Raw genomic sequence first — 14,011 nt, forward strand, 5'->3', positions numbered from 1 at the left:
AGTTAGTGCTGCCGGCGAATGCCGGCATATAAAGAATATTTCACAGGAGACAAATCATGCTGAAAAAAATACTGAAGGTATGCCGCGCCGCTGCAGCGGTCGGAGTCCTATGCCTGCCCCCTTTGGCCGCCCAAGCCGCCGACTCGCCATTGAGCAAAGACGAAATACGCTTTGGCGTTGGCATGGATCCGTCGTATTCCCCGGTTTATTACGCGGCGCAGCACAAAATGTTTGAAAAAGCCGGGCTGAATGTCCAGCTCGCGTTCGTACCCTTTGGCGCGGATGCCGTGGATGCTGTCATTGCCGGCCAGAATCAACTGAGTGGCGCGGCGGAATATGCGGTGATCACCAGGGCGGCACGCGGCCCCGTGCAAGCCTTCGCGATCTTCGGACAGTCCGACAGCTACATCAAGCTGGCGGTGCGCAAAGGCATCACCAAGCCCGAGCAAATCAAAAAATTCGGCATCGTGTCGGGCTCGGCGGGCGAGTATGTTTCCCGCAAGCTGATTTCCAAGAACCATATCGACCCCGCAAGCGTCACCTGGGTCAGAGGAGCCCCCCCCGAGTTCCCCGCTCTGCTGGCGCGTGGAGATGTGGACGCCTATTTTCTCTGGGACCCATGGCCCGAGCGCAGCCTGAGCGTCGGCGGGGCCATCCTGATGAACAGCGGGCAAGTCGGCTATAGCTACAACATGCTTATTGCCAGCTCCGAGCAGTGGCTCAAACAACACCCGGCCGAAGCCCGCGCAGTGGTTCAGGTACTGAACGACGCATGCCAGGAGATCCGGAAGGACCCCGAGAAAGCGGTCGCCGCCACCAAGGCCGCAACCAAGATGCCTGCCGATCAGGTGCGCAAGCTGCTTAGTCAAATCGAGTGCACGGTACGCGATTTCACGCCGCAAGACCTGGCCCGGTACGGCGATATCGCCAACTTTCAGCACAATATCGGCAGTACGGCCAAGCAAGTCGACGTGAACACCGTGTTTCAAACAGGCTATGTGAAGGGGCGGTAGGAACATGCAAGAAGCGAACCGTACTGGCCGTCCGGCCTCGGGACAATCCAGCATACAGATAGAGAACCTGGGCATCACACTGGGCGGCATCGAGATTGTCCATGATTTTTCCCTCAGTATCGCGCCCGGCGAATTTGTGTGCGTGCTCGGGCCCAGCGGCTGCGGGAAATCAACGGTCTTGAATGCCATCGCGGGTTTTCTGCCGGCCACCACCGGGCGCATTCTGTTGAACGGCAATCAGATAAGCGGGCCGGGCGCCGAGCGGGGCATTGTGTTCCAGAGCACCGAATGCCTGTTTCCCTGGTTGACTGTGCGCGAGAACGTCGAGTACGGCCTGCGTGTACGCGGGGTGCCCAAGGCAGAGCGGCGCGAGGCCGCCGAATACTACCTCAAGCTCGTCGCGCTTGAACATGCCATGGACCGTTTCCCAAACCAGATTTCGGGGGGAATGCAGCAACGGGCGCAGATTGCGCGCGTGCTTGTGAACGAGCCCTCTGTCGTCCTCATGGACGAGCCGTTCGGGGCGCTGGATGCCCAAACCCGGGGGGTCATGCAAACGGAACTGAATCGCATATGGCGCTCTACAGGCGCTACCATCGTATTCATTACCCACGATATCGGCGAATCCATTCTACTGGGCGACGTTATCGTGACCATGACCGCCGGTCCGCGCGCCAGCATCCGCAGCGTCACCCAGGTACCCTTCGACCACCCCCGCGACCTGGCCTCCCCCGGCGAACTGGCCGTGTATCGAAAGCTACGCAACGAAATAGAGATCGAAGTACGCACCGCGCTGGGGCTTGGCGCCGTGCCGTCCGGCATCCACTGAAGAACGAGGTGTCTATGAAAAGCTTTTGGAGCAGCCCGAAACTGCTGGGTGTGTTGTCCGTAGTGCTTGGCGTCGCGATCTGGGGATTGATAAGCCGGAACATGAACCCCTTGTTCTTGCCATCGCCGCTGGCCACTTGGCGCTCATTGGGTGAACTGGTGGACGACGGCACGCTATGGCAGGCCATTTTGTTTTCCAGCCAGCGCATACTGGCCGGTTGGGCTCTTGGCCTAGTCGTAGGGATTCCGCTTGGACTTTTGATGGGTGCGTCGCGTCTCGTCCGCACCCTGCTGGATCCCTACATCGAGTTCTTCCGCTTTGTTCCGCCCATCGCCTTCGTGACGCTCGTCATTATCTGGCTCGGGCCGGGCGAAGCATCGAAGATCGCACTGATTTTCTACACTACGGTCTTCATTGTCGTCCTGAACATGATCGCGGGAGTTTTGTCTGTCAACCCCTTGCGCCTACGGGCGGCGGCTGCATTGGGGGCCAGCAAGCCGTGGGTGATGGCGACGGTCATCCTCCCGTCCACGCTTCCCTACATGATCACCGGAGCCAGGGTTGCGATGAGCAATTCGTTCCTGACCATCGTGGCGGCGGAAATGGTGGCCGCCCAGCACGGCCTGGGAGCCCTCATCTGGCTATCGCGCAGCTATGGCCGGACAGAGTGGGTGTTTATCGGCATAATTACATTGGGCCTCCTGGGTTTCCTGTTTGACCGGATTCTCCGGTGGCTGACTCGCCGCTTCCTGACACGCTATGGTGTATCCATCTAAATTGAAAAAGCCTCCGCCAGGGCTGAATGATTCGTCGCCGCGCCTCCCGGAAAGGCCCGCCATTCAGTCCTTGGCGCGCGGCTTGCGGGTACTGACGCTGCTAAGCGAAAGAGAAAGCCTGGGTTTCCTGGAAATTCAGCGGCAATGCGATCTGTCCAAAGCCGCAACGGCGCGCATATTGCAAACCCTTACCAATCAGGGCTGGGTGTCGCGCCGCATGGTGGACGGGCATTATCGCCTGGGAGCTTACGCCCCCAGCGCCCTTTCCATGCGACATGCGCAAGGCAAGCTGGCCGAATTCGCCGCCGAGCCCTTGCGACAAATGCACAAGGAAACACTTTGGCCTTCCGACATTGCCATATGCGACGGCACGAAGATGGTCATCCTGGAAAGCAACCGCGGGGCAGGCCCCCTTACCATCAATCACCAAATCATGGGCCTGCACCCCCGCATGCTTTGGTCGGCGGTCGGCCGAACGTATCTGGCGGCGTGCCCTGCCTACGAACGCCAACACATCTTGAAAAACCTGGCTGCCTCCGAACACCCCGACGACAGCCAGGTAGCCGACAGCCGCTGGGTGCGGCAGATAATCAATGAAACCAAAGCTCAAGGCTACGGTTGCCGGGCGGCTGGATATCCCAGTCCAGACCAGGCATTTCTGGGGCAGCTGGGCGCCATTGCCGTACCCGTACGCATACGCCGGCGGGCAATAGGCTGCCTGAGCCTGATATGGATACTGAATATGGCAACAGAGCAACAAATCGTCGAGTCCTACCTCGACTTGATGCGTAAGACAGCTGACACGATCGGCATGATACTGGCGGCCAATGCGTTCGGCAAACCCCTGTGGCTGGACCAGCGTTTCAGTTGACGACGGAGTTTGGTACTAGTTCGATCCTGTGATCTCTGCCGTTGAAGGCCCCATGTGGCCACACGTCAAAGCTCAAGGGGCAGCCAGCGGCCGAGCTCATAGCGCAGCAGCGCCTCTCCCTCGTAGCGCCACAACAACATCCAGCCGTTATCAAGCAGTTGGCCCAGGACGGCATTGCGCGCGATGACGTCTTCGATCGAGGCTGCGGGCGCATCGATCACGACGGTCAGACGGACGGGCTGGTGATACCAGCCATCGCCATTGTGCAGGGACTGCCTGGGCAAGCCGATGCGAAGGTCTCCCCCATTACCTTCGAATACGCCCACGTGGCCATCCACGACGTTGTGCAGCACTTTGTTGCCCGAACCGTAATGCAACGGGTCGCAGGTAGAGGCGTGATACTGCCAGGAGAGCCAGTGAGTGACCAGCATGGGCCCCATCATGAGTTTTTCGAGCACGCTGCCGTCCTGATCGAACCGCGCATCGTAATCATGGAGATAGGCGCGATCAAGCACCCGGCCGCGACTGCGCTCCCGCGAACCAATGATGAACGCCGCATTGCGGGTGAGCCCCCATTCCGGCCGGGTCTGGGAACCATCGTTGGCCCTGCGCCGGAAGGCTTTCAGCAAGGCTTCGGGGGAAAGACCGGCATCCATCCAAAGCGTCGGCGCGCGCTCGCGGCGGATACGGTCGCCCGCCTGCTCGAAGGCCTGTTCCATTTTCTTCCAGCGTGCTTGCGCCGCCGGCGGCAGCAGATCGAGGTCGAAGCCGGTTACTTCGTCGGTGGTCGTGTTGTGCAAGGCTCCCATGAATACCGTGTCAAACGGAATGCCGATGCCACGCAGCCGCAACCCCTCGCGTACGTCCGGCTCGTTCAGCAGGTATGCCAGAGCGCGCGCATTGGCCTCGCCTGGCCGGCCATGGCAAGCTCCGCAATCGAGCGTCGACGCATGCGCGTTATTGGTGCTGTGTCCGGCATGGCCGCATAGTACGACCAGCGGCGCCAGACGGTCGTCGAGCCCCATCGTATGCAAGATACCCGCGGCGAGCTCCACCCGTTCTTCGACATCGAGTCCGGTGATCCTCGGCCGGCACCGCTCTTGCATGGAAACCGGCAAGCCGATGCGATCCGCGCTGACACGCGCCGCCGCTGGCGGTCTGATCCAGCGCGCGATCTTGCCGAGATACCTGACACCAAATACTTCGACGAAGGAAAAGGCCGTACTGGACCAGCGCACGGTGCCAAGCCACTGATCATACTGCGCCAACCGCCTCCGGCGGGCCGATCGCGCTTGCTCCGACCTGGCATCGTCGTCAATGGCCGCCTCCCCGGATGCTGTCACCACATCCTGAACCGCGATATTGGGGTAGGCCAGCCCCGGCAACTGAGGCCGGTGAACGTCGGTGCCCAGCAAGTTGTAATGAATGGGAAGCCCGAAGAAGCCCGCAAACGCCCGCGTCTGGACACCGGGCCACACCGCTTCCAACGAGCGCCGCATAAGCTCGCTGCGCGTATCGATGCAAAAAACAGCCTGAACCTCGGGCTTTTGTTGCACAGCCGGCGATACGGGCGTGCGCAGCGTTTGAGCGAACCCTCGCTGAAAACTGATATCGAGCGCGTGTTGCCAAAACTCGTCCACCAACAGCGACGTCTCGGCCTGCGCAACGCGCTGACCGAAATCCCGCCAATTCTCACCAAGCGCCGCAATTGCCGCGCGCCGCGTCGCGCGCGGCATGGAACGAACAAGCAAGGCTTCCCAGGCAACCCGACAAACAAGCAGTTCACGCAGCCTAGGATCTTCCTGCCCGGAGGGAGCCTTCTGCCAGCCTACATACGCGCACCACGAAGCCCAGCCATTGATCGACAGCAGCAACGCCTCGAAGTAATCTTCCCAACTCGACTCTTCGAGTGAAAGCTCGGCCATCGCCCAATGCAATGCATCCTCCGCCCGCAACGGCAGTTTGCGCAATTGTTTCATGAACCCCGGCAGGCCAAGCCTTGAACTCAGGCCATGATCGCCCGCCATGCTCTCGCGCCAGAAACCATACAGGCTGGGGCTGCCCGCAGCACGCCAGTGTGCTTCATGGCGATCGAAATAGGTTGCACAAGTCTGACTGATCTGGAACACAATGGCTGCCCGCCACGGCCAGCGTTTATTCCGCTGCTGCGCGTCGTCAAGCAGGTCCACCAGAAGCGGCTCACGGCGTATGGCAGGCACGCCGGCCAACTCGGCAATGCAATGCTCGGCCGTCAGTGCATAGGCGCCGGATCCAGCATGAACCTTCAACGCAGCGTCCAGATCAGCACGCGTGATGCGGGCCGCCTCCCATTCTTGCTTGATGTAATCCCGCGCGGGAAACACATGAAAGTCGCCCAGTACCGCCAGACGCGCCGCCACGTGGCGGATCGGCATGCCAATGCGGCGCCAGTGCGGATTGGTCGCCACCGCCTGATCCAGAGGCCAGGCCGCCATGATACGGGAACAGGCATGCGCCGCAGCTCTCTGCAACATTGCATCATCGAGGCCCGAGGCTGTCGTGACGGGTTCATCCACAGGGCTTGCAAGAGACATAACGGCATTCATGATTCGAGCCGGCGGCAATCAAATTCGCGCGGGATCCAGGGCGCCCGCACAGCTCCTCTGTCGGCTCCGGCCCAGCCGACAGGCCACAGCTTCAACACCCAGTGGGTGTAGCCTTCGTCCATATAAAAACCAGCGTACACCCAGCGGCGCACGGTCACGAGCGACTGCGGCCAAAGTTGGAACGCCGTCATTTCGAGATACATCACCCCCATTCCGACCAAGGCGACGATACCCGCGGCGGTCAGCGGATCGCTGTCTGCGCCGATCGGTGCGTGATCCACGACACTTGAGGCAAATGTCAAAAAAGCGGTTGCAGCCAGCCCAACCCCTATCCGGGCAAACGCCAGGCTTGCGCAACCCCGCTCCATCCTGGGCATCCACAGAAGAGGCGCCCAAGCCAGCGCCAGCACGGCACTCCACCACCATGGCCATGCGTGATTGCCCATCACGGACTGAAGGGCGAACACGATGGCAAGCGCGACGGGCACCGCTACAACCATGCTTGAACCCGAATTCCGGGTCTCTCCCGTAATGAGTTTGCGATTGGATTCCGCCACGGCGCTGGACGCGCTCAAGAAGCTATGAGCCTTGTAAAGCGAATGGCCCAGCAGATGCAACGCCGCGAAGAGGTATAGACCCAGACCGCACTCCAGCAGCATGAAACCCATCTGGGCGATTGTGGACCATGCCAGATGCACTTTCTGGCTGACGCGGGTAAGCAGCACCAACCCCGCCACCATCGCCGACACCATGCCGAACACCACCAGCAACCAACGCGCGGCAAGCGACACGCCTAGCAAAGGGGAGAACAACACCAGCACGTAGCCGCCGAGGTTGACCACGCCGGCGTGCAGCAACGCCGATACAGGAGTGGGTGCTTCCATCACTTGCACCAGCCAGCCGTGTACCGGCATCAGCGCCGTGCGCGCAATGACCGCCAGCACCAGGCAAACACCGCTCCAGGCAAGGGGCGCAGAAGCATGGCCTGCGGCGATATACGCCCGCAAGGCGGAGAACGATCCGCTGCCCACCTGTGACCACGCAAGAATCGCCGCGATGACGAGGAGGACATCGGCCGCCCGATCCGTCACCATTTTCTTGTGCGCCGCCAACAATGCGAACGGCCTGTCCTTGTAGAAGCACAACAGATGATGCATTGCGTACTGAATGGCCGCCCACGCAGCGATCAGGATGATCCAGTGGTTAGCCAACAACAGAAGATGCACGGCGGCCAGCACGGCGGCCAAGGCGGTAATGTACACCTGCTGATGCGGCTCGCCCTTCAGATGATTGGATGAGTAAACACCGATGGCGGCGCCCAGCAACTGGACCAGGAGGCTCACCCAGGCACTAAGCTGGCCCGTGGCGAGCCAGCCGCTCACCCCCGTCCCCGGGGCACCGTGCGCCGGCGCGAGCATCAATTGTGAAACGAGCCCGGCCAGGGAAAAGGCCAGCGCGGCAAACGTGAATACATTGAACTGCCGCCACATTCGCTGCACGGATGCATGACTGCGCCCCCCTCCAAATACTGCTAACGACATCGCCACGACAGGCATCAGTGCAAACGCGAAGTTCAGCTCGTACGACAAATCCAACACACTCTCTCCAGAAAACGACGAGCGTATTCTTCCTGTTTTTATATGTTCTGTAAATTACATTTATAATATTGATAAATTCTATAAAACAGAACGATGGACATCAGCCAGCTGAATTTCAGACATTTGTTCTACTTCTGGCGCGTCGCCAAGAAGGGCTCGCTTACGCATGCCGCCGAGCAGATGCATACCTCCCAATCCGCCGTCTCGACACAGATCAAGCAACTCGAGAACCGTCTGGGCACGCCTTTGTTCGACCGCCGCGGACGGCGCCTGGAGCTCACCGCGACAGGCCAGCAAGTCTTCGCCTATGCCGACAACATCTTCGATATGGGTGAGCAAATGCTGGGATGGCTTGAAGGCCGCGACGAAGGCACGACTCATGTGCGCGTGGGAAGCGTTTCGACCATGTCACGCAACTTTCAGGTTAATTGGCTACGCCCCTTGTTTCGCGATCCGACAGTGGTCCTGTCCGTGGATTCGGGGTCGTTGCAGGCCTTGGTCGAGCGTCTCTTGCACCATCAACTGGACGTGGTGCTCGCCAACGAGCCTGTTCCTTCCGACCCATCCCGCCCGGTGTCTTCGCGCTTTCTCGGCAGTCAGGTCATCTCGTTGGTTGGCCGGGCGGACCGCTGGTCAGGCGCCACACTGCGCGTCCCTCAAGATCTTGACAACGTCGAAATGGCCATGCCAAGCACGCGCCACAGTGTGCGCGCGCAATTCGATGCCTTGTGTTTTTCCGCCGGCGTACAGCCAAGGCTGCGTGCCGAGATCGACGACATGACGATGTTGCGGCTGGTGGCGCGCGACAGTGGCTGGATCACGGTATTGCCGGAAGTAGTGGTGCAGGATGAACTGCATTCCGGCGAGCTGGTGCACGTCGGAGAATCCTCGGAGCTTACCGAACATTTCTACGCGATCACGGTTCAACACAGCCATCCGGTAGGCCCGCTCAACCAGCTGCTGGCTCGTGCGGCCACGAAGGGTGTGTTTACTTGACGGTACCTTCATCCAAACTGTTGCTTGGAAACCCAATAAATATTGGAATCAGAGGTGGCTCCGATTGTTTGGACAGTATTTTGAGATTTTAAGTGGAACGCTCCGGGCACATCATGCTGCCGTTTTAATCGCAGGCAGCGTCGCGAAGTATGCCTCATCGGGGGTCTGATCGGCCAAACTGGAGTGAGGGCGCCTCTGGTTGTACAACTGGATATACGCCCCGATGGACTGCCTGGCCTGGCTGACCGATTCGTAGGCCTTCAGATACACCTCCTCGTACTTGATGCTGCGCCATACCCGTTCGACAAACACGTTGTCGCGCCAGCTTCCCTTGCCATCCATGGATAACCGGATGCCTCGGCTTTGTACCGCTTCAGCGAAGGCGCTGGCTGTGAATTGGCTGCCCTGATCGGTATTGACGATATCAGGCAACCCGTAGCGGGTAAAGGCTTCTTCCAAGGCGTCAACGGCATGCACCGCTTCCAGCGTGATGGCCACCCGATGAGCCAGAACCTTGCGACTGGCCCAGTCTACGACTGCGGTCAGATACACAAAGCCCCGAGCCATCGGGATATAGGTCGTATCCAGCGCCCACACCTGATTGGCCCGGTTAATCCGCATATCGCGCAGCAGGTACGGCCAAACTTTGTGCTGGACGTTGCGCCGGCTCGTGTTGGGCTTGCAATACAGCGCCTTAACGCCCATGCGTTTCATCAGGGTGCCCACGTGTCGTCGGCCGACCTCATGGCCCTCACGGCGCAGTAGCCGCGCCAGCATGCGGGCCCCGGCAAACGGAAACTCCAGATGCAGCTCGTCGATCCGGCGCATCAACATCAGATCTCTATCGTTGACAGGCCGGGCCTGATAATACACGCTCGATCGAGCAATCCCCACCAATTTGGCCTGGCGTGACACCGGCAGTGCATGCGTACGGTCTATCATCGCTTTGCGCTCAGCACTCCCGCCTTGGTGAGCGCGCTTTCTAAAAAATCATTCTCCAGCGTGAGCTGGCCGATCTTGGCATGTAGCACCTTCAGATCGACCGGCGGCTCGTTGTTGCTCTGTCCTGCCGACCCGAATACGTCCGCCGCCTTCTCCTGCAACTGCCGCTTCCATTCCGTGATCTGGTTCGGATGCACATCAAATTGCTGAGCCAGTTCGGCCAGGGTGCGATCCCCCTTGACCGCCGCCAAGGCCACCTTGGCCTTGAACGCCGCTGAGTGTGTTCGTCTCGTTCTCTTGGTCATCTCTCTGGTTCCTTTACCGGCATTATCGCCGGATCAGGCCCAGAGCTCTCCACTTATCGGACTGTCTGAATTTCCGCCGCCACCTCTAAGTAACCGCATCAGACTCTCTCAATTCTGTCTACGCCTAGCTGCTTGAGGAGCTGTTGGTGCTTATCGTCAAACCACCCACGAGACTTCTTTCTACCCCCAATTTGACCTGCATCATTCATCAACTTCACCATGATCGCTTCAAGCTCGCAACGATCCTGGACTACGTAGTACAGAAGCTCAAAATTATTATTTGTAAACGAGGACTCTAGGGCCAACAATTGCTCCCCCTCACGCAGAATCCGATCTACGTCTCCAAGCTTGTTCACCAGCCGATCCACCTCTGATGCCTTCGATGAATCCTCAATCGTCTCCGCTTCATCATAAACAATGCTCACATCCTTCATCGATTGAAATAGCTGATAAAAGGACTCTGGCTGGATTAGGGCCAAACCATTGAACGACCCTAACTTGACCTGAATTACGCTTCTTTCCTGCTTCTGCTTGCCATTATCGTCGACATACGGCCTAAGCTTGACTCCTTTAACCAGGACATCTGGCTTACCACTTCTCCCCAATGTAATCAGCTGGCGCCTTGTGTTCTCCCCGAAATCCGAAATAAGCGCATTAGTTCTAGATTTCAAGGACTCCAACCGGCTACGCATCTGGCCTAGTTGCTCTAGGCGAATAGGCTTCTGGGAAATTAGCTCTTTGAGCGCGGCAATGCTCTGCTTCCGGCGCTTTTCATTGTTATAGAGCTTACGATCACCTATGAGCTTGGACTCCAAAGAAAACTGAGCTGACGCACAATTGTTCCCCAGCAAGGTCACAGTTCCATCTAGAAGCTCAATCAGCCAGCCACGCCGATGGGAGTGAAGACACAAATTGCCGTTCTCTTTCTGGAAACAGCATTCCACTTCCTCACCAAAGTGATAATCCCCTACTAGCCCTTTGTAAGTAGCTTTGGTCAGGGGGTTATTTTCAACGAAATTTGGAAGCTCTCGAATTTCATCGGGGCTAGAAAATGTCCGAATATCCATCATGAAGAGGTCGTACTCCACGCGATTGACACACGGCTATTATACTGTACAAAAACACAGATGAAACAAAGGATAATGGCTAACCCCTGCCACCCGCACTCTGATGGAAATGCAGGTATTACCTGCCGTAGAACAGCTATCTATACTCCAACCATAGCGGAAGATTGTTTAAATCAATATTTGCTTTACCCGAGGGGCATAACTCTAGATGAGCAAACAAATAGCGCCCTGAATCATCAGGTACTCGAAAGCTGTCAGCGGTTGAAAATCAGTGTTCCCGCTTTATGCGAGCTCAGGCTTGGTGGCCGTCGCAGTGACATGCGGCATTGGCGGCAAACTCTCCGAATCAGCTTCTTGGCAGAAGTAGTGGTGGCTATGAACGATCAAACAGGGTGTATGTGTCAATTTGGCAAAGCAACGCTCTTGATGCATGGCTTTCTCGTCTCTCCGATCTGGTGGAGGAGGCTTCTTTGGTTATCAACTAACCGGCAGATTGAACCCCAAGGCGGAAACCTCAGCATCTTCCGGGCGAGACTATAGGGATCAAGATTTGAATTTCTTGTAGCCACATGTTTTCCATACTTTTTCCATACCCACCCAATCAAAGATGGGCCCTAAATGCCCTCGCGCCGAGCGTATGGATTCAGGAATTTTGAGAATTACCGCCTGCGAGTCTTGGCTCAATGCGGGTGGAATGGTGTGATTAACCGAGTGTGATGAATGCCCTGATCCCCCGATAATGGGGAAGAGCCTGATTAACCGAGTGTGATGAATGCCCTGATCCCCCGATAATGGGGAAGAGCCGAAGAATGTCCAGATCCCCCGTTTATGGGGTAGAGCCTAGAGCCTGATTTAAAAATGGATTTTTTGGTGGGCGGTACTGGGTTCGAACCAGTGACCCCTGCCGTGTGAAGGCAGTGCTCTACCACTGAGCTAACCGCCCAAGTCTTGATTGATAAGGCTTTTCTTGCCGGGAACGGCCGCTATTGCTGGTCCCGATTCGCCTATTTTGTCCCTTATTTGCTCCATGCATTCGCGCAATGGGCCGGCAAGCGCCGTATAAGGGCCACAAAACTTAGAGCAAGAGAGTATAACAGATTTCCACAGGAGCAACCGCAAGCCGCCAAAGCATCAATCGATGCCGATGCGGCCCCCCTGACCACCCTTGCATCGCCTCCTATCGCACTGGCAATTCCCATTGTTGATTCGGCAATTCAAGTATAAAGTTTCCATCCAGCAATAATCCATATCAACGAGACAACAATCCATCGGCTGGTCCGGACAAGAGCAGCCTGGACCATCGTGCAAAGCACTGGCAGGAACGATCCATGAACGGCGGCACCCTCTTCGCTCTCGCGCACCCGTTGGTCGTCATGCTGATTGGAGTCGCGGTTTTGGCTTTGTGGCGCGGTGATGCGCGGCGTCCGCCTTACCTGCTTTACTTCGGTCTGAGTTACCTGGCATACAGTTTTGGGGTCAGCGCGCAAATCCTTTTGGTGCCAACGAATCACGTGTTGAATGTTGTCTTTAGCGGCATGATGTATTTATTTGCCACGATGTTTTTTGCACGGGGCCTGATCAGCCTTTCGGGTGCAGCATATGAGTACGCAATACCTGCCGCAATCATCATCTTGTCGCTTGCATGTCGCCTCTATTTCGTTCAAGTCGAGGACAATGGAATAATGCGGGCAAGCCTGCTGCACGGATCGATCTTTTTGCTTTTTCTTCATGCCGCCTATGTGGCGCGAAGCTTGCGCAAAGGCTTGCTATCCGAAAAAATCACCTTCTACTCTTTTATCCTGTTCACTCTTACCACGCCGCTTAAATTGCTGTTTGCGTCGGCCCGTCCAGTGGGAAGCTATGGCTTCGACTTCAGCAGTTACTGGGCAGTCACCACCATATCGATCTACGCCTTCGCCTTGATATTCGGCCTGGCGCTGATCATTACCATCATCCAGCGCAACCAACTGGCAAAAGAGAATATCGATGAAAACCTTAGCCTCATCAGCCACGACCTACGGGCGCCTCTGGCAACCATCGTAGGGAACCTGCGTCTGCTGCAGGAAAACGCCACACCGGAACAAAGGGCGCATATGCAAGCCATCGAGCGCAGTACTCAATACCAGAACTCGCTGATCGACGACATTATCGCGGGCGGGCAAGAAGCCCGCCCACTGCAGATAAACCCCGAGCTCATGGACCTCAGGCCCTTCCTTGAGGAACTAAGCCTGCATGGCCGGACATGGTGTAGACAAAACCACAATACGTTCTCGCTTGATGTCGCCACAATCTTGCCAAGCCAGATTCGCACCGATGGCCGCCGACTGAAACAGGCGCTGCTCAATCTGCTATCGAACGCCGCGTTGGCAACACACGAAGGCCGCGTGAGTCTGCATGTAAAAAGCGTGGATCAAGGACAAGGGCTGGCCCGCATCAGCTTTGAAGTCCACGACACGGGGCACGGGGTGGAGGTTGAACACCAATCGCAATTGTTCGAAGCTTATCAGCGATTCGATCAGCAACGCCCAGGGACCGGCCTGGGCCTGTATATCGCTCAACGGATCGCCCACAATCTGGCAGGCACTTTGGACGTCAAAAGCCTGCCCGGCAAAGGCAGTTGCTTTTCACTGACGCTGAGCGTTCCCACCCTGGAGTCAGACTCTTTGCCCAAAGGCTGGCAACCGACGGCGCTGGACGGCACAAATCCTGAACCACCGGACAGCGGGATTGAGGGCAGTCAAAGGCAACCAGCCGCACCGCCATGTCACAATCCCCCGGAAGACCTCCGCCAACAACTGGCCACGTACGCATCCCATGGCCGTTATAGCGACATCCAGGACTGGATCAACTTGCCGGCACTGCAAAACCCCTGTTACCTGGACTTTCGGACAGCGGTGCAGGCAGCACTCGATGACCTGGATTTCGACCGGCTCCAGGCGCTTGCGCAAAGCAAGGATAGCCGGAGCCTTTAGAGTGCAGGCGGGTGGTACCGGGTTCGAACCCGTGCCCCCTGCCGTGTGAAGGCAGCA

The 14,011-nt window shown here is 57.7% G+C and carries 10 protein-coding genes and 1 tRNA gene; 6 read left to right on the forward strand and 5 right to left on the reverse strand.

The features are described from left to right. The first annotated feature begins 56 nt into the window (after nt 1–56). The 4 genes from VNT00_RS10900 to VNT00_RS10915 are packed head-to-tail and all read left to right on the forward strand — an operon-like array spanning nt 57 to nt 3,489. The gene (locus VNT00_RS10900) at nt 57–1,013 is read left to right on the forward strand and encodes an ABC transporter substrate-binding protein (protein ID WP_325587354.1); all 957 of its coding nucleotides are present in this window, start codon (nt 57–59) and stop codon (nt 1,011–1,013) included. Between the two features lie 4 nt (nt 1,014–1,017). Beyond that, complete coding sequence (locus VNT00_RS10905; protein WP_325587356.1) at nt 1,018–1,842, forward strand: ABC transporter ATP-binding protein; 825 nt, start codon at nt 1,018–1,020, stop codon at nt 1,840–1,842. Between the two features lie 14 nt (nt 1,843–1,856). Then, entirely contained in the window at nt 1,857–2,618 is a 762-nt protein-coding gene (locus tag VNT00_RS10910; RefSeq protein ID WP_325587358.1) for an ABC transporter permease, read from the forward strand. Then, nucleotides 2,602–3,489 (forward strand): helix-turn-helix domain-containing protein, encoded by an 888-nt coding sequence (locus VNT00_RS10915; protein ID WP_325587360.1) that lies wholly within the window; start codon nt 2,602–2,604, stop codon nt 3,487–3,489. Before VNT00_RS10910 ends, VNT00_RS10915 begins: the two co-directional genes overlap by 17 nt. Nucleotides 3,490–3,554: 65 nt before the next feature. On the opposite strand, the gene VNT00_RS10920 is transcribed toward VNT00_RS10915, so the two are convergent. Both VNT00_RS10920 and VNT00_RS10925 read right to left on the reverse strand, forming a co-directional pair. Beyond that, nucleotides 3,555–6,074: a YbcC family protein gene (locus tag VNT00_RS10920; protein ID WP_325587362.1), complete on the reverse strand. Its 2,520-nt coding sequence runs from the start codon at nt 6,072–6,074 to the stop codon at nt 3,555–3,557. Next, a complete protein-coding gene (locus VNT00_RS10925; protein ID WP_414650922.1) occupies nt 6,071–7,672 on the reverse strand; it encodes an NADH-quinone oxidoreductase subunit L in 1,602 nt (533 codons plus the stop codon). The genes VNT00_RS10920 and VNT00_RS10925 overlap by 4 nt, the downstream gene beginning before the upstream one ends. A gap of 93 nt (nt 7,673–7,765) precedes the next feature. On the opposite strand from VNT00_RS10925, the gene VNT00_RS10930 reads away from it, so the two are divergent. After that, the gene (locus tag VNT00_RS10930; protein WP_325587366.1) at nt 7,766–8,668 is read left to right on the forward strand and encodes a LysR family transcriptional regulator; all 903 of its coding nucleotides are present in this window, start codon (nt 7,766–7,768) and stop codon (nt 8,666–8,668) included. Between the two features lie 111 nt (nt 8,669–8,779). Here the strand turns inward: VNT00_RS10930 and VNT00_RS10935 are convergent. The 3 genes from VNT00_RS10935 to VNT00_RS10945 all read right to left on the reverse strand — a co-directional run bounded on the left by VNT00_RS10935 (nt 8,780) and on the right by VNT00_RS10945 (nt 11,925). Continuing rightward, nucleotides 8,780–9,915, reverse strand: a protein-coding gene (locus tag VNT00_RS10935) for an IS3 family transposase (RefSeq protein ID WP_414650923.1) whose coding sequence is annotated in 2 segments (ribosomal slippage) — nt 8,780–9,651 and nt 9,651–9,915 — 1,137 coding nt in all. Because the reading frame shifts where the segments join, the coding sequence is not laid out codon by codon here. 98 nt (nt 9,916–10,013) lie between these two features. Next, a complete protein-coding gene (locus tag VNT00_RS10940; protein WP_325587370.1) occupies nt 10,014–10,985 on the reverse strand; it encodes a hypothetical protein in 972 nt (323 codons plus the stop codon). 865 nt (nt 10,986–11,850) lie between these two features. Next, nucleotides 11,851–11,925: transfer RNA gene (locus tag VNT00_RS10945), tRNA-Val, on the reverse strand. A 385-nt stretch (nt 11,926–12,310) separates the two neighbouring features. Between VNT00_RS10945 and VNT00_RS10950 the strand changes: the two genes are divergently transcribed. Continuing rightward, entirely contained in the window at nt 12,311–13,954 is a 1,644-nt protein-coding gene (locus VNT00_RS10950) for a sensor histidine kinase (protein WP_325587371.1), read from the forward strand. The last annotated feature ends 57 nt before the right edge of the window (nt 13,955–14,011 follow it).

This window comes from Eoetvoesiella sp., assembly GCF_035555955.1.
Taxonomy (GTDB): domain Bacteria; phylum Pseudomonadota; class Gammaproteobacteria; order Burkholderiales; family Burkholderiaceae_B; genus Eoetvoesia.

Bases quoted from the DNA above. Each gene is read 5' to 3' on its own strand.
- VNT00_RS10900 (WP_325587354.1), top strand. From the start codon at position 57: ATGCTGAAAAAAATACTGAAGGTATGCCGCGCCGCTGCAGCGGTCGGA.
- VNT00_RS10905 (WP_325587356.1), top strand. From the start codon at position 1,018: ATGCAAGAAGCGAACCGTACTGGCCGTCCGGCCTCGGGACAATCCAGC.
- VNT00_RS10910 (WP_325587358.1), top strand. From the start codon at position 1,857: ATGAAAAGCTTTTGGAGCAGCCCGAAACTGCTGGGTGTGTTGTCCGTA.
- VNT00_RS10915 (WP_325587360.1), top strand. From the start codon at position 2,602: ATGGTGTATCCATCTAAATTGAAAAAGCCTCCGCCAGGGCTGAATGAT.
- VNT00_RS10920 (WP_325587362.1), bottom strand. From the start codon at position 6,074: ATGAATGCCGTTATGTCTCTTGCAAGCCCTGTGGATGAACCCGTCACG.
- VNT00_RS10930 (WP_325587366.1), top strand. From the start codon at position 7,766: ATGGACATCAGCCAGCTGAATTTCAGACATTTGTTCTACTTCTGGCGC.
- VNT00_RS10940 (WP_325587370.1), bottom strand. From the start codon at position 10,985: ATGATGGATATTCGGACATTTTCTAGCCCCGATGAAATTCGAGAGCTT.
- VNT00_RS10950 (WP_325587371.1), top strand. From the start codon at position 12,311: ATGAACGGCGGCACCCTCTTCGCTCTCGCGCACCCGTTGGTCGTCATG.